Below are 16,020 nucleotides of genomic sequence, written 5' to 3' on the forward strand. Positions count from 1 at the left end.
TACTCTTGGGCGAAAGTCTAAGTTTAGGCACTCCCCTGTGATTACAGAAGCCCCAACTTCAACCGGACTCGGTAAGTAGGGGTAGTTCACTATCAATTCCCTAACACTACTTAAATAATTTGTGACATTGGTAATGAGCGATCCGTTTTCACCCATTACCTTTTTTGTATCCGAAATTGCTATAAAAATACTTCTTTTGGCTGATGGCAAACTAAGGAATCTATAAACATTGTATCCACTCTGCGGTTTCTTATTCCCTAGCTCTTAGGTAAATTCTAAGTTAGGGACTTCCAATAAATAAATTACCCAATCTTGTGGGGTGGGCATCTTGCCCGCCTTTGTATATGGGCGCTCATGTTGCCCACCCCACAAGAAGTAGTTGAGTATTTTTTTATTTGGAAGTCCCTTAAGTAGAACGACTTGAAAAAACAAATTATGTAAAGTAATGTAACTTTAGCGAAAATCAGTTCGTAGTAAGGACTTTAGTCCTGATTTGAGAACTAAAGTTCTCACTACAAACCTTTAATTATTTACCCTGTTCTACTTAGTGGAAAATCATAAGATTTGCTTATTGTCAATATTTTACAAAAATTCAATATTTAAGTGTTAGTAAAACTACCAATTTTATTGGGAAGTTAGTCAAGACAAAACTCTTTGCACTGACTAGTACAGTTCGGCGGAAATAAACCACCCGTTTAAAATGTCTAAAACCCTTACACAATAGTAATTACGAATTATCGAACGCGTAGCGTTTCGTAGAAAAGCAGTACTAGCTAATTAATTTTGTCTACCAACTAGAAACACATTTGTTATCCTTTAATAAAATAACTGAATATCATCTATCAAACAGCAATTAATAGGTATATTGGGGATTTCTCATCATAAGATGACAGAAACTTACCGAAATAAAAGTATTTAAATTTACAATTCTTTTACGCAAAAAAGCTTTGTAACTAAAATCATTAGGTAATCTTCTTGATTCTCTCGGTTTGGAGTAATGGCTACTGAAAGCACACACCATCTGGCTGAAAACTTGTTAATATCTTCATATACTGCCGTGGCGATCGCTATTGTATCGTATGTATCTAATGAACTTTTGCCTAAAATAGGACTATACTAGCGAGTTCACAGGACAAATTGTTTTTGAATTGATTAAAATATCCTTGTATACAATAAGAAGAGTTTGTCAAGTTTCATAGGGCTGAAATCGCCACAGTGCGCTAACGTGTGAATAAGGCTGAATTAGTTAAACCTAAATTGATCTACTATCAGGTCAATTCTGCCAAAGCCTCAACTCCTCAGTTAAGGTAATTAGTAAGCAGACGGTTAACTACTTTAAGGCAAGCACTACCACCCTGGTTGTATTTACCCAATCGAAAGACTAGCTTTAATCTCAGGAATGCGTAATTTATGAAGGAAATGTAAAAATGGGTAGATTAAGACTTCTCATCTGAGTTAACATAAAATGCACTTTTTCTAAGTAGTTAATGTTGTGTAAAATACATAGAACCGGGCAGGAGCAAGCATACTTACCTTGTAATGTAATAAGAGCGTCACTAGAATTCCGAAAAGTTGAAAAAAATTTAAGGGTATAACTCCCGTTTTTAATGTCTTTTTGGTAATAGTGGCTAACAATTGCTGTAAGAGTTCATGATTAATACACAAAAAGAGTGCAATTTCTGTGAAACAGGCTACAATCGGAAGAGTCTTTATAGGAAAATCTGCCAACAGTCTGAACTCATTAGTATAGAGTGGCAAATTTTTTTAGAAAGACAAGTATTTTTTTTGACCAGTTAGTTGAAAGCAGTATGTGATAGCAACACATATAACATTTACTAAGGTGAGCAAATCACTTTTATAGATAGCTTAAACTAAACTAAAAAACCTCCAACAGGAGGAGTAAAATGTCCGAAAATATTTCTGGCAAATCTGCCAAAAAACTTATTTTCGGTTGACAATTGGCTCGTTTAAAAGAGCAGTAAACACATCTTGAGTAATTGATTCTGCAAGGAGCATGAGGAACGCGGCATGAACCAGGCTAACAACGTACTCGAAAGCATATATCAGCCTGAACTAGAAATAATGAATCAGCCTGAGCTCGAGTTAGAAGAACTCTTAATAGATGATGAAGAGGACTTGCTTATCATCGATGAAGGTGACGATGAATTTTTAGAGCCTCAGACTGATGAGGACGACGCAAAGTCTGGAAAAGCCGCTAAATCGCGTCGTCGGACACAAAGCAAGAAAAAGCATTACACAGAAGATTCCATTCGGCTTTACTTGCAAGAAATTGGTAGAATTCGGCTGTTGCGGGCAGACGAAGAAATCGAATTGGCGCGGAAAATCGCCGATTTACTGGAATTAGAGAGGGTGCGGGAAAGACTCTCAGAACAGTTGGATCGCGATCCTCGGGATAGTGAATGGGCAGAAGCAGTACAGCTGCCACTACCAGCCTTTCGTTATCGCCTCCATGTTGGTCGCAGGGCGAAAGACAAGATGGTGCAATCTAACCTCCGTCTTGTGGTTTCAATTGCTAAGAAGTACATGAATCGTGGTTTGTCGTTCCAAGACTTAATTCAGGAAGGCAGTCTCGGTTTGATTCGTGCCGCTGAAAAGTTTGACCACGAAAAAGGCTATAAGTTCTCTACTTATGCTACATGGTGGATTCGTCAAGCAATTACCCGCGCGATCGCAGATCAATCCCGCACAATTCGTCTTCCAGTTCACCTTTACGAAACCATCTCTCGGATTAAGAAAACTACCAAGTTACTATCTCAAGAAATGGGTCGCAAACCAACCGAAGAAGAAATCGCTACTCGGATGGAAATGACCATTGAGAAGTTGCGGTTTATTGCTAAATCCGCCCAGTTGCCTATTTCACTAGAAACGCCTATTGGTAAAGAAGAAGATTCTCGATTGGGCGATTTTATTGAATCTGATGGTGAAACGCCAGAAGACCAAGTTTCCAAAAATCTTCTGCGCGAAGACTTGGAAAAAGTCCTCGACAGCCTCAGCCCCCGCGAACGCGATGTCCTCAGACTGCGTTACGGCTTGGATGATGGTCGGATGAAAACCCTTGAGGAAATCGGACAGATTTTCAACGTTACCCGCGAACGGATTCGTCAAATTGAGGCGAAGGCACTTCGTAAGTTACGCCACCCCAATCGTAACAGCGTTCTCAAGGAATATATTCGGTAGTTATTAATCATTGGTCATTAGTAAAAAAACAAATGACAACTGACAAATGACAAACAAATAAAAAACCTGGTAGTGAATTATCACTCCAGGTTTTTTTATTTATAGGTCATCTTAGATATTAAAACTTATAGGATGCCCCAAAAATGTAGGAAGCCTTGACCAGAGAAAACTTCAACCAAAATAGCTGCTGAAAAGCCAATCATTGCCAAACGACCGTTCCAAACTTCTGCTTGTGGGGTAAAGCCCCAACGCCAAGCGTTGCGATCTTCAATTACAGGAGTAGTTACTTTTGTTGTGCTTACGTTTGTCATGGTTCGGACTCCAAACTTAATTTTTAAGGTTTATTGCCTTATGTAAACTAATATAACAAATATTTTTAGAAAAGCAACATGTTTTATACTTTTATTTCCATACCTTGACATAAATGGATATAGCTATTTATACATATTAAAACATCAACCTTCAGCGAGATTTACTGAGGGAGAAGAAATGTTATCTAGATTTTTAGCCTTATAAATAATATAACTTTATTGAGACTAATTATCAAATACTTTATGTAAATCCCTTTATATAGATAGATATTATTATTTTAAATTAAAAATGTATTGATAATTTTAGTCAGTAGTAGAAAATTTCCATTTCTTTTGAAGTCAAGACAAAACCAAACTTCTCATACATAGGTTTACCATCCTCAGTGGCGTGAAGCCAGAGGCGTTTTGCTTCAGTTGCTCTCACAAAGCTGATAATTTCCTTTAACAATGCTGTAGCAATTCCCTGTCCTCGCCACATCGGAATTGTATACACATTCATAATGTAGGCTTCTAAGCCTGAGAGATTGCCGTTGTAAGGGGGCCGTTGAAAAAGTACTAAGCCGCTAGTGGCAACAATTTGACTATCCACTTCAGCTACCCAAGCTAAAAACTCACCCGACGGCATTTTTTCGCCAAGATATTTTCGAGTTGCTTCTGCTAGGTTTGTGGTGTCAGAGTTACCTTTAATTTCGCCAGTCTCCCGCAGGAGTTCGAGACGCAGTTGGATTAGCGCCTCTAAATCCTGCAAGTTGGCTTGTCGCAAGTTGAAAATCACTCTGATTTACGATCGCACTTCCGCAACAGTAATGATTTTTTCATCGCGGTTGAGTTGGATAATACTTTCACCTTTCACATCCCTACCTAAAATCGGCACGGTTTCCACAGATATTCGCACTACCCGCTCCTTATTCGTCACTAAAGCGACCTCCGCAGATGCATTGGCGTAGCCCGCCGTTCGCGTAGCGTCTCGTAGAGAAGGCATCGCTATGACCATACCAGCTAAATTATCAGTTTTGCTTGCAAATTTCAGCGTTTGTGTCCCTAAATCGCCGCGATTAGCCGCTCTTAACTGACTTGCAGCCATCCGCTTGGCATATCCTTCTTGAGTAACTAGCAACAATTGGTCATCTTTGCCGACAGTGACACAGCCAACCATTTGCTGATTTTTCAATAGTCTAAATGCTTGTAAACCCATTGCTGCGCGACCCATGATCGGTAACTGTTCATCATTGGCTGCAAAACGCAACACTCGCCCACCAGAACTAGCTAAAATCAGATGCGCTCCAGGAGCGGTGAATTGGGTAAATGACAATTCATCATCGTCTTTGAGCTTCAAAATCGTGATTCCGCGCCGCGTCAAGTTTGTGAATTCTCCCAAGGACAGACGCTTAATTCTTCCCTGTTTTGTTAAGAGAATCATCTGTTGAGTTTCGAGATTGTCCGGTAGTACAAAGCGGCTAACCACAGCTTCTTGAGCGCCTTGAGCAGTATTACTGAGCATAGTAATCAAAGGTTTTCCCCGGGGAGAACGCCCAGTTGTTGGGGGAATTTCTCCCACATTCACAGGGTAGACTTTGCCGCCACCAGTTAGGATTAGTAAATCTTTTTGGGTGTCAGTCAACACAGTTTGGATAATGAAGTCATTATCATGTAGACCATTTTCAGCTTTTGACTTTCTCCCAGATGGTTGGGTGCGACGGACATAACCCCGTTGGGTAAATTCTAAAATTGCTTCATCTGCCGGTTCAGAAGATTTCAGATTTTCCTCTTCCTGTTCTACTCCTCTACTCCTCAGATCCTCTGCCTTAGACTTTTGTTCTTCTCCGATTTTTGTGCGTCGGGGATCGCTGTACTTGCGCTTGAGCGATCGCAATTCTTTTTTCAGCGCCTTGAGTAATTCTCTGCGATCGTTGAGTAATTGTTCTAGGGAACTAATTTGTTCGCTAACTTGCTCAAATTCTTGCTGCAAATTTTGCTGTTCTAAACTGGTTAGGCGGCGCAACGGCATAGCCAAAATTGCATCTCCTTGTACCTCACTCAAATCTAGTTGGCTACAAAGATTTATTTTTGCCGTACTTCCATCGGGAGCTTGGCGTAAAATTTCAATTACTCGATCCAAATTAGATAGGGCTTTGAGTAAACCTTCTACCAAATGCACGCGACTTTGAGCTTTCCCCAACTCGTAATTGTAGCGACGGTTTAGCGTCTCTTCCCGGAAACTCAAAAACTCCTGCAACAATTGACGCAAACTTAACTGGCGGGGTTGTGCATTGACGATCGCTAACAGAATTGCCCCAAAGGTCATTTGTAAAGCAGTTTGGTGATACAAATGCTGGAGAACTTCTTGAGGATTGGTATCGCGTTTGAGTTCAATTACGACTCGCATCCCTTCGCGATCGCTCTCATCCCGAAGATCGGAAATTCCTTGCAAACGTCCTTGATTTACTAAGTCCGCCACCTTCTCAATCCAGGCGGCCTTATTCACTTGATAAGGCAATTCTGTAATAATAATTGCCGTCCGTCGCTTGCTTCCTCTAGCAGCTGGAATTTCCTCCAGAGTTGCAACTCCCCGCAGCAAAATTCCACCTTTACCTGTGGTGTATGCTTCCCGAATTCCCGTCTCACCAATTATTTCGCCACCAGTGGGAAAGTCTGGCCCTGGAATTAGCTCGAATAACTTCTCATCTGCCAAATCTGGGTTGTCGATTAAAGCGATTAACCCATCCACAACTTCCCCTAAGTTGTGCGGTGGAACATTTGTCGCCATTCCCACAGCAATCCCAGAACAGCCATTGAGCAATAGAAAGGGCAATTGAGCGGGTAAAACCGTTGGTTCTTGCTGGGAATTATCGAAGTTCCCGACAAATTCCACCGTTTCTTCGCCGATTTCTGTCAGCATTCCCTCATGACTGATGGGTGCGAGGCGCGTTTCTGTATAACGCATCGCCGCCGGCGGGTCATTATCAACGCTACCAAAGTTACCGTGTCCGGCTAGCAAAGGATAGCGGCTAGAAAAATCCTGCACTAACCTGACTAAGGCATCGTAAACTGATTGGTCGCCGTGGGGATGGTATTTACCCAACACATCACCCACTACACGGGCACATTTTCGATAAGGTCTATCTGGTACTAAACCGAGTTCGTGCATTGCATATAAAATGCGGCGATGCACTGGTTTTAAGCCATCACGCACGTCTGGTAGCGCTCGCCCGACAATTACGCTCATGGCATATTCGAGATAAGACCGTTGCATCTCGGTGTGCAGGGCTGTTGGAATTACCTGTCCCGTTGAGAGAAGGTTTAACTGTTTTGCCATGAGTTTTTTCCCTGAAATTTAACTACACAAAAGCTGGCGGAACTCAATATTGCAGCAACCACAGCATAACGGATGAAGTGGGATTCCTAACAAAATATTGATAGTCATAAAAGAAAAAGCAGTAGTATCATCCTTGATGACAAGGATGTACATAGACTATTAAAAAGGGAACGGATAGCAAGTAGCTGTTTTAATAGAATGATAATCTGCTGCACACTTAATTTGTATAGACTCCATAGCCAGGATACTTCCCATGACTGCATTTTATCGTTTGTAATTTTGAATTGTCTAAGCTCCTTACATCTACCTCTATTACTAAAATTCTCATGAAAACTGTTTTAATTGTCGAAGACGATCTAATTAATGCCCGCGTTTTTTCCAAGATTTTGTCCAAGCGCGGCGGTTTAGGAGTGAAACATACTGAAAATGTTGAGGAAGTAATAAAAATTGCCCAATCAGGAGAAGCCGACCTAATTTTGATGGATGTTTCTCTGTCGAGAAGTGTTTACCAAGGTAAATCTGTTGATGGAATCAAAATTACACAAATGTTAAAATCCGATCCAAAAACAGCAAATTTACCTGTAATTTTGGTGACAGCACATGCTATGGAAGGCGATCGCGAGAATTTTCTTAAGCAAAGCGGTGCTGATGGCTATATTTCTAAGCCAGTTGTTGACCATCAACAGTTTGTTGACCAAATCATTGCACTTCTACCCACAGACAACCAGTGAGAATTGACGACTGATTTCAGGAATAATCGCCCGCAAAGGTTTTTGGGCGACTATTTCCCGTCTTTAGTTAGTATAGGTGTACTACGAAAAGGTACTGTTAAGCAAGGGGTAATAGGAAAGTCATGAGTTATGAGTTGAAATATTTAACAGACGCGATTAATCGCGTCTGTTGGGGAACTCCAAAAAATAAATTATCCCAATTTCTAGACTTAACACGCTCGTTCCTCCCCCAGCTAAGAGCGGCCTGCCCCCTACCTACAAAGCAATGGGATATTTTTATTAGTTGGAAGTCCCTTGATTATTGCGTAGGCTGTTGTTTAGGGGCTGATGATGAGTTTTCTCGTTGCTGTAGGGCTGCTTGAATACGGGGTAATTCTAAGAATTTTTTCGTATCAGACAGTAGGCGATCGCCCCAGAGGTTTTCTTTGAGAAAATTCAAATTAGCATAGCGCTGATCGATGCGGAGTGCGGCTTCTCCTAAGCTTAATCCTTGTTGGCGATCGCCTTTAGTGTACAGTGCCACTGCCAAAGCTAACAAAGGTTCTGCGGCTTGTTTATCAAGGGTTACAGCAGATTGCCACCGCTTAATCGCTTCGGGAATATTACCCTGTTCGTAGTTGATTAAGCCAATGTTGTTGAGCGCTGGCCAGAATTTTTTATCTTGAGAGACTGCTTTATCGTACTGGGCGATCGCATCCGGCAATCGACCCAGCAGAAAGTAAGCATTACCCAAGTCAAATAACCCTTCTGGATCGTTGGGTTTTAACTTCAAACCGTCTTGGTAATTGACAACAGCTGCTTGGTAATTTTTCTGCTGAAAATTAGCTGAACCCAAAGCAAACAAAATATCACCATTTTTTGGGTTGAGAGATTGCGCTTTTTTCAGACTAGCGATCGCCCCGTCAAACTCTTTGGTCTGTAGTTGCAATCCACCTAAGAGCAACCACACTTTATCATTCTTCGGAGCTAGTTGACTAGCCAGACGCGCTCGTGGCAAAGCTAATTCAACCTGTTGAAACTGAGCTAGTTGAGCCGCCTCTTGTGCCAGACTCAATCCCTGCTTCTCTAACTTTGTCCCATCTAGTTGCAGTGTATGGGGTATTAATGCCTGCGCGTTAGCGGCTTTTGGCATACTCCACAAACTACAGACCATTAGAAAAGAAATCAAACGAACATGTTTAGGCACATTACCGCCTTTAAGCCACTAATCAAAGAATCTTTCAGCTAGCTTAAACGATCTCCGCTCTTGACGGTAGCAAAATCTTACGTCATTAGCTCTTGACATGCCTATCGCTAAGGCAATACATTAATAAGTAATCACTCACTTATTTATGGCTCGCACACCCAAAATCACCAATCAGCAAATATTAGAAGCGGCTCGTCAAGTTTTCCTGCAACATGGATTTGGTGCTTCAACCTTAGAAATTGCTCAACAGGCTGGGATTTCTGAAGCTTCAATTTTCAAGCGATTCTCAACGAAAGAAGAATTATTTTTTGCAGCGATGGGAATTCCAGAAAAACCCGTGTGGGTGAACGAGTTGGAATCTCTTTGTGGCAAAGGCAATCTCAAAGAAAACCTAATCAATATTTGCTTCAAGATAATGGAATTCTATAGCGAGATGCTGCCTCAAATTATGATGCTGCGATCGCGAGGCAATGCGCTTCCCGAACCTGGAGATAAAGAACCAAGACCCATACGAGATATCAAAGCACTGACCGCTTTCCTAGAGCATGAAATAAACCAAAATCGCCTTCGCCCTTGCGATCCCCAGACAGTGGCTCATCTTTTACTCGGATCGCTGATGAACTACGTTTTATTGGAGCAGATTTCTTCTCAAGCCATTATAGAAAGGGTCAATTTACCAATAGGAACTTACTTAAATTCTGAAGTTCGTGCCATAGAAGTATCAGCATTTATCCAAAGTTTTGTGGATATTGTCTGGCAAGGAATTGCACCAATACAGGATTGAACGAAGGGCTGGGGACTGGGGATTAGGGACTGGGGACTGGGAAAACTTGGATGGGGATTCAGACCACTACCCAAGTGCGTGAAAACTCTTCCCAGTCCCCAGTCCCGGAGCGCCATTCCTCCCCGACAAGATGGGCCGAAGTCGGGGAATCCTGGCGCGACCAGTTAAATTTAATATTTTCATTCATCTCCTATTCCCCATTAAAAAAACTGATGACTTTGGTCATACATAAGTCTGGAATTACTTATGACTTTGGTCATACATTGGTTTTAAGTTTTTGAACGATAATTGTTATGTATGAATTTATACGATGAGGTAAATATCAAACACCTTGATCCCAAAACAAAAGCAACTATCCAAGATTGCTGAATTTGAACTTAAGCAAAATAGAACTTTAATCTAAATAAGGATTTAATTCCATGTTGAAACCAAACCGTATATCGATAGTCTTAGCTGCTGCTGCCCTGATAATTGTTCCCACTCTGTTGACTGCCCCTGCAAGTGCCCAGACGAAAGCCTACTCTGTTGCTCAGAACAATCAAGATCGGGATCGGGACGGCAGACGCGACTCCAGAGAAGATGGAAACCCTGGAGACAGAAGTAATTTGAACCGCGATCGCGACGGCAGACGCAACTATAGAGAAAATGGAAATGGAGACAGAAATAATTTGAACCGCAACGGCAGATCCTATCCTGGAGAAGTCAGAAACTCTAGAGATCGGGATAATTGGAACCGTGACAACCAATCCTATAGCAGAGTCGTCAGACTTGGTAATGGTGATATCAGATATCCCAATGGGCAAATTATTCCTGCTAGATCCATAGCCAGACTGCGTAATCAAGGTTACTTCAGACTTCCCAACGGAGACATTCTTCTTCCCAGTCAGGAAATTGTTCCGGCTGGAAGATTAGTAAGAGTCCGTGATGATTATTTCAGACTTCCTAGTGGGTTGGTACTGCAAATAAACCTTTAAAACACTCTTAACCCAAAATAATTGTCAGTATAAAGGCTACCAGGTTATAGTTTTAGCCTTGAACAACCAGCTTGGTAGCCGTTCCTTATAGACAAAATGGACATGAAAATTGATACACCAAATACCGTAGATTCATCAGTTTCGCTTCCAGAGATCAAGAAAAAAAAGGGCAAACGAAATTGGCTCTCTTGGCTAATTGCTTTTTGCCTTTTGGGGGGAATTGGCTATGCAGTCTATTATCAAGTAGCCGTTGTTTCCCAGCAACAAGCTAGCCGTCGGGTGCTGACAAGACCTGTACAAAGGCAGAGTTTAACAATCACAGTTTCAGCAAACGGAACGGTGAAGCCTGAGCGATCGATTAATCTCAGCCCGAAAAATTCCGGCATTTTGAAAACACTGTTGGCGAAAGAAGGGGATATCGTCAAACAAGGACAGATTGTCGCTTACATGGATGATTCCAATCTGCGGGGGCAACTCACCTCTGCTCAAGGACAATTGGCACAAGCCGAGGCGAATTTGCAAAAAGCGATCGCAGGTAATCGTCCTCAAGATATTGCCCAATCGCAGGGAGCATTAGACGAAGCCGAGGCGAATCTGCAAAAGGTACAAGCAGGTAATCGCTCTCAAGATATTGGCCAAGCACAGGCACGTTTGCAAAGCGCTCAAGCCACCCTTCGCCAAGGAGAAGATGATTTTGTTCGCAATCAACAGCTTTACAATGCAGGCGGTATTTCCCTTCAGACTCTTAACCAAATCCGTGCCACTCGCGACAGCGCCCAAGCTAGTGTCAATGAAGCACAGCAAGCACTGGGATTACAAAAAGCTGGGTCGCGTCCAGAAGACATTGAGCAAGCAAGAGCTGTGGTGAAGCAGAGACAGCAAGCTTTGGCACTTTTGAAAGCTGGAACGCGCCAAGAAGATATTAATGCAGCCCGCGCCCAGGTAACATCGGCTCGTGGTTCACTGCAAAACATCCAAGCCGAAATCAATGACACGATCATTCGCGCACCCTTTGATGGGGTGGTGACAAAGAAATTTGCCGATCCAGGTGCTTTCGTGACACCTACAACTGCCAGTAGTGAAGTAGCTTCTTCTTCTTCTTCTTCAATCTTGTCTCTAGCTTCAACAAATGAAGTTGTCGCCAATTTAGCGGAAACAAATATTTCCAAAATCAGCCTTGGTCAAAAAGTCTCGATTAAAGCAGATGCCTACCCAGGAAAAACCTTTGAAGGTAAAGTCAGCCAAATTGCTGCCCAAGCAATAGTAGAGCAAAACGTCACCAGTTTTGAAGTCAGAGTATCGCTTTCAGACCCTCAAAGACTACTGCGTTCTGGGATGAATGCGGAAGTAGATTTTCAAGTCGGTCAAGTTGAAAATGTTTTAGTTGTGCCAACAGCCTCAGTGGTGCGCCAACAAAATACCACAGGTGTGTATGTGGCTGGAGCAGATAACAAACCTGTGTTTACTCGCATCGAGACTGGCGTTACCGTGAATAACTTTACTGAAGTTAAGTCTGGATTGACAGGAAACGAGAGAGTATTACTCAGTTTCCCACCAGGATCGCGTCCGCAATCAACACCTCGTGGAGGAGTTTTCCCTGGTCTAGGAGGAGGCGGTGGAGCAGGCGGAGGCGGCGGCGGAAGAGGAACTGGCGGCGGTGGCGGTCGTTCAGGTGGCGGTCGTTCAGGTGGTGGTTCCCCTTAAAGTGAGTTTTTTTAACGAACCGCATTCGCGCAGCGTCTCGTTAGAGAAGGACGCAAAGGACACAAAGGAAGAGAAAGAAGAGAAGGAAGAAATGAGTTTTAAATAAAACCTTATGTTTAAGATATTTAAGGGCTTTTACAAAGCTAAGAATACCCGCACAGTACCGTTGCTGGAAATCTTGACAATGGCGGCAGAGACTCTGTGGAGTAACAAATTACGCACAGGTTTAACTATGTTGGGCGTGATTATTGGGATTTCCTCAGTCATTGCCATTACTTCTGTCGGTCAGGGAGTGCAAAAGGGGGTTGAGCAACAGATCCAAGCATTGGGTACAGATGTGATCCAAATCTTAGCGGGTGCTGCAAGAAGCGGAAATGTCCGTCAAGGAGTAGGTTCTAGCAGCACCTTGACCTGGGAAGATGCTAAGGCGATCGCTACACAAGCGCCATCAGCACAGATGGTTTCTGCTTATCTCCAACGGACTGCTCAAGTTGTCTATGCAGGACAGAACACCTCAACAACCATTTATGGCACTGATTTGAACTACCCAGAAGTCAGAAATACTCACCCCCAACAAGGGAGATATTTTACTCAGGAAGAACTAGATACTGCCGCACAGCTGGCCATTCTTGGCCCTACAGTTCAAAAAACACTCTTTGGACAGGGTGAAAATCCGATCGGCGAGAAAATTCGGATTCAGGGAGAGGCTTATGAAGTAATTGGGGTGATGGAACCTAAAGGCGCTCAGGGTCCGATGGATCGAGATGACCAGGTTTTCATTCCTCTAACTAGTATGTCGAAGAGACTAGTTGGCAACAATGCCCTGGTGGGCGTTTCTGTAAATGGAATTTTAGTCAAAGGCGCTAATCAGGAGCAATTAGAAGCGGCTCAGTTTCAAGTTACCAATCTCTTACGCCTGCGTCACAATATTTATCCCCCACAAGCTGATGATTTTCGGCTGACTAATCAAGCTGATATTGTTAGTACCTTTACTAGTGTTGTGGGTTTATTTACAGTCATGGTGGTAGCGATCGCTGGAATTTCTCTGGTAGTTGGTGGAATTGGTATTGCTAACATTATGCTGGTTTCTGTAGTTGAGCGGACGCGAGAAATCGGGATTCGCAAAGCCGTAGGAGCAACTAATTCGGCAATTCTCAATCAATTTTTAGCGGAAGCGATCGTGATTTCCATTGCTGGCGGAGGTATTGGGATGGCAACTGGCGTTTTATTAGCTTTTGTAGCTTCAAGCATTTTCAAATTTCCGTTTGTAATTTCTTTCTTGTCGATCGTTGCTGGGTTTGGACTCTCATTGAGCGTTGGCTTACTCGCTGGGGTGATTCCAGCACGGAACGCATCTAAATTAGATCCAATCACTGCCTTACGTAGTGACTAGATAATTCGTAATGGGCTAACGCCCTGCTACGCTAACGTAATTCGTAATTAATATGACAACAATGATTTGGTTGGAATCTATTACTAAAACTTACTATTTAGGAGAAGTTAGTGTTCCAATCCTTAAGGGAATTGAACTCTCTATTGAGGAGGGGGAATATGTCTCGATTATGGGTGCGTCAGGTTCGGGAAAATCCACGCTCATGAATATTTTGGGATGTCTGGATCGTCCCACAACTGGAGACTATATCTTTGAAGGCAGAAACTTGACGACTTTTGATGATGATGAATTAGCGTATATCCGCAACCAAAGGATAGGTTTTGTTTTCCAACAATTTAACCTATTGGCGCGGGCGACAGCGCTGGAAAACGTCATGTTACCAATGGTTTACGCCAATTTACCCAAGCCAAAACGCCGTGAAAGGGCATTAGAAGCCCTAGAAAAAGTAGGATTACAGGGACGCACATCTAACCGTCCTAGTCAACTCTCTGGGGGACAACAACAACGAGTAGCGATCGCTCGCGCTTTGGTCAACCGACCTGCATTAGTTTTAGCAGATGAGCCAACAGGAGCTTTAGATACTGAAACTTCCCATGAGGTGATGAATTTGCTGACTGAACTTAATAACCAAGGGATCACGATTGTGATTGTCACTCATGAACCAGATATTGCTGCTCAAACCAACAGGATTATTCGAGTTCAGGATGGCTTGATTGTAGGCTAATTTGTTAATATCAACCCTTAGAGAGGAAATTTAAGATTTAAATCTCTGTAGGTCAATCAAAATGAAAACTTTTGATCGTATCCTCAAAGAAACCTAATTAATGACTACATGTATTTATGAATCTTAGCTTATTGTTTGTGCATTCTACCTGGGTTAGCCTAGCGTTGGGGATTCTTTTTCCAACTTTAGCAAGTGCAGCAACTCCCCCAAAACCGCAGAATTCCTCAAACTCAGTACAGGTTCCCGATTACCTCAATCCTAATCCCAATCCTCTCCAATTCCCTACCAAACCGGAGGAAGTAAGGATTCAGGGAACCGTACCAATCAGTTTGGCACAAGCTTTGGAACTAGCACAACGGAACAATCGAGATTTACAAGTAGCCATATTGCAGCTAGAACGCAGTCGTTCATCTGTACGTGCATCTCAAGCTGCCTTATTTCCTACTTTGGGAATCAACAGTAGTGTGACTAACAGTGGTAATGGTTTTACTAACAATTCATCTCAAGGCAGCACCTCTTTTAATGGTTCAGCACAACTGAATTACGATGTCTATACTTCCGGTAATCGACAAGCAACAATTCAAGCAGCTGAAGAACAACTACGTGTGGATGAATTTAATGTTGAAAGTCAGTCTTTGACAATTAAGTTGAATGCCACAACTCAATACTACGATTTGCAACAAGCGGATGAACAAGTAAGAATTAATCGATCTGCTGTGGAAAATGCCCAGGCTAGTTTGCGGGATACTCAAGCCAGAGAACAGGCTGGAGTAGGTACGCGGTTCGATGTGTTGCAAGCTCAGGTTAATTTAGCAAACGCTCAACAACAATTGACTAATGCTATCTCGCAGCAACGAATTTCCCGTCGTCAGCTTGCTACCTTGTTAAGTTTGTCGCAGTCAGTTGATATAAGTGCCGCAGATCCTGTGCAATTGGCGGGTCTTTGGGAGCAGACGGTAGAACAAAGTATTGTCCAAGCGTTTAAAAATCGTCCAGAATTGCCACAATTTTTAGCACAACGTAATATTGCCGAGCAACAACGTCGCCAGGCACTTTCTCAGCTAGGGCCGCAAATTAGTTTGGCAGCCAGCTACAACCTGCTAGATCGGTATAATGATGGCGTTAGCATTACTGATGGCTATTCAGTAGGACTCCAAGGAAATCTTACTTTGTTTGATGGGGGAGCCGCAAAAGCAAAAGCAGCTCAGTCGAGAGCTGATATTGCGATCGCAGAGACTCAATTTGCTAGCCAGCGCGACCAAATTCGCTTTAATGTAGAACAGTTCTATTCTCAATTACAATCCAATTTAAATAATGTGCAAACTGCCGGTGTGGCTTTAAATCAAGCCAGGGAAGCTCTGAATTTAGCAAGGCTGAGGTTCCAAGCTGGTGTGGGTACTCAAACAGAGGTGATTGCTGCTGAAAATGACTTGACAACAGCAGAAGGTAATCGAGTTACAGCTATTTTGGATTACAATCGCGCTTTAGCTAATTTGCAAACTTTAGTTACTTCTAGGGCTTCGCGCTAAGGTCATATCATTATTGATTGAGGGCTTTCACGCTTCCAATGAAAAAAAATTGGCTACAAAAATTGGCTACTTATAATTATCAGTTAGAAGTATAGCCTTGCGATTTGATTTATGAAAATATCCGTAGGATGTGTTATGGCGTTTCCCGGTCTGGTGAGATACAAGAACCC

At 42.6% G+C, this 16,020-nt stretch carries 13 protein-coding genes; 9 read left to right on the forward strand and 4 right to left on the reverse strand.

Going from position 1 to position 16,020, the window contains the following annotated elements:
• The first annotated feature begins 997 nt into the window (after positions 1 to 997).
• A complete protein-coding gene (locus CDG77_RS38735; protein ID WP_262985183.1) occupies positions 998 to 1,120 on the forward strand; it encodes a hypothetical protein in 123 nt (40 codons plus the stop codon).
• Between the two features lie 908 nt (positions 1,121 to 2,028).
• Positions 2,029 to 3,198 carry an RNA polymerase sigma factor RpoD gene (rpoD, locus tag CDG77_RS29500; RefSeq protein WP_094332804.1) on the forward strand — a complete coding sequence of 390 codons (1,170 nt, stop codon included), beginning with the start codon at positions 2,029 to 2,031 and terminating at the stop codon, positions 3,196 to 3,198.
• Between the two features lie 125 nt (positions 3,199 to 3,323).
• On the opposite strand, the gene CDG77_RS29505 is transcribed toward rpoD, so the two are convergent.
• From CDG77_RS29505 to gyrA, 3 genes are all read right to left on the reverse strand, one after another.
• Entirely contained in the window at positions 3,324 to 3,509 is a 186-nt protein-coding gene (locus tag CDG77_RS29505) for a chlorophyll a/b-binding protein (protein WP_094332805.1), read from the reverse strand.
• Between the two features lie 307 nt (positions 3,510 to 3,816).
• Entirely contained in the window at positions 3,817 to 4,284 is a 468-nt protein-coding gene (locus tag CDG77_RS29510) for a GNAT family N-acetyltransferase (RefSeq protein WP_223270045.1), read from the reverse strand.
• Between the two features lie 6 nt (positions 4,285 to 4,290).
• The gene (gyrA, locus tag CDG77_RS29515) at positions 4,291 to 6,825 is read right to left on the reverse strand and encodes a DNA gyrase subunit A (protein ID WP_094332807.1); all 2,535 of its coding nucleotides are present in this window, start codon (positions 6,823 to 6,825) and stop codon (positions 4,291 to 4,293) included.
• 326 nt (positions 6,826 to 7,151) lie between these two features.
• Here gyrA and CDG77_RS29520 point away from each other — a divergent pair, with 326 nt between their 5' ends.
• The gene (locus CDG77_RS29520) at positions 7,152 to 7,556 is read left to right on the forward strand and encodes a response regulator (protein WP_094332808.1); all 405 of its coding nucleotides are present in this window, start codon (positions 7,152 to 7,154) and stop codon (positions 7,554 to 7,556) included.
• A 298-nt stretch (positions 7,557 to 7,854) separates the two neighbouring features.
• Here CDG77_RS29520 and CDG77_RS29525 read toward each other — a convergent pair whose 3' ends face one another.
• Positions 7,855 to 8,742, reverse strand: coding sequence for a tetratricopeptide repeat protein (locus CDG77_RS29525; RefSeq protein ID WP_094332809.1), 888 nt, complete (start codon positions 8,740 to 8,742; stop codon positions 7,855 to 7,857).
• Between the two features lie 145 nt (positions 8,743 to 8,887).
• On the opposite strand from CDG77_RS29525, the gene CDG77_RS29530 reads away from it, so the two are divergent.
• The 6 genes from CDG77_RS29530 (at position 8,888) to CDG77_RS29555 (ending at position 15,850) form a co-directional block, all read left to right on the forward strand.
• The gene (locus CDG77_RS29530) at positions 8,888 to 9,526 is read left to right on the forward strand and encodes a TetR/AcrR family transcriptional regulator (protein WP_094332810.1); all 639 of its coding nucleotides are present in this window, start codon (positions 8,888 to 8,890) and stop codon (positions 9,524 to 9,526) included.
• A gap of 419 nt (positions 9,527 to 9,945) precedes the next feature.
• A complete protein-coding gene (locus CDG77_RS29535; RefSeq protein WP_094332811.1) occupies positions 9,946 to 10,500 on the forward strand; it encodes a hypothetical protein in 555 nt (184 codons plus the stop codon).
• A gap of 102 nt (positions 10,501 to 10,602) precedes the next feature.
• On the forward strand, positions 10,603 to 12,204 hold the full coding sequence (locus CDG77_RS29540; protein ID WP_094332812.1) for an efflux RND transporter periplasmic adaptor subunit: 1,602 nt from the start codon (positions 10,603 to 10,605) through the stop codon (positions 12,202 to 12,204).
• 112 nt (positions 12,205 to 12,316) lie between these two features.
• On the forward strand, positions 12,317 to 13,597 hold the full coding sequence (locus tag CDG77_RS29545; RefSeq protein ID WP_442946446.1) for an ABC transporter permease: 1,281 nt from the start codon (positions 12,317 to 12,319) through the stop codon (positions 13,595 to 13,597).
• 52 nt (positions 13,598 to 13,649) lie between these two features.
• Positions 13,650 to 14,321 carry an ABC transporter ATP-binding protein gene (locus tag CDG77_RS29550; protein WP_094332813.1) on the forward strand — a complete coding sequence of 224 codons (672 nt, stop codon included), beginning with the start codon at positions 13,650 to 13,652 and terminating at the stop codon, positions 14,319 to 14,321.
• Positions 14,322 to 14,437: 116 nt separating this feature from the next.
• The gene (locus tag CDG77_RS29555) at positions 14,438 to 15,850 is read left to right on the forward strand and encodes a TolC family protein (protein ID WP_094332814.1); all 1,413 of its coding nucleotides are present in this window, start codon (positions 14,438 to 14,440) and stop codon (positions 15,848 to 15,850) included.
• Positions 15,851 to 16,020: the final 170 nt, after the last annotated feature.

This window comes from Nostoc sp. 'Peltigera membranacea cyanobiont' 213, from assembly GCF_002245975.1.
In the GTDB taxonomy this organism is placed as follows: domain Bacteria; phylum Cyanobacteriota; class Cyanobacteriia; order Cyanobacteriales; family Nostocaceae; genus Nostoc.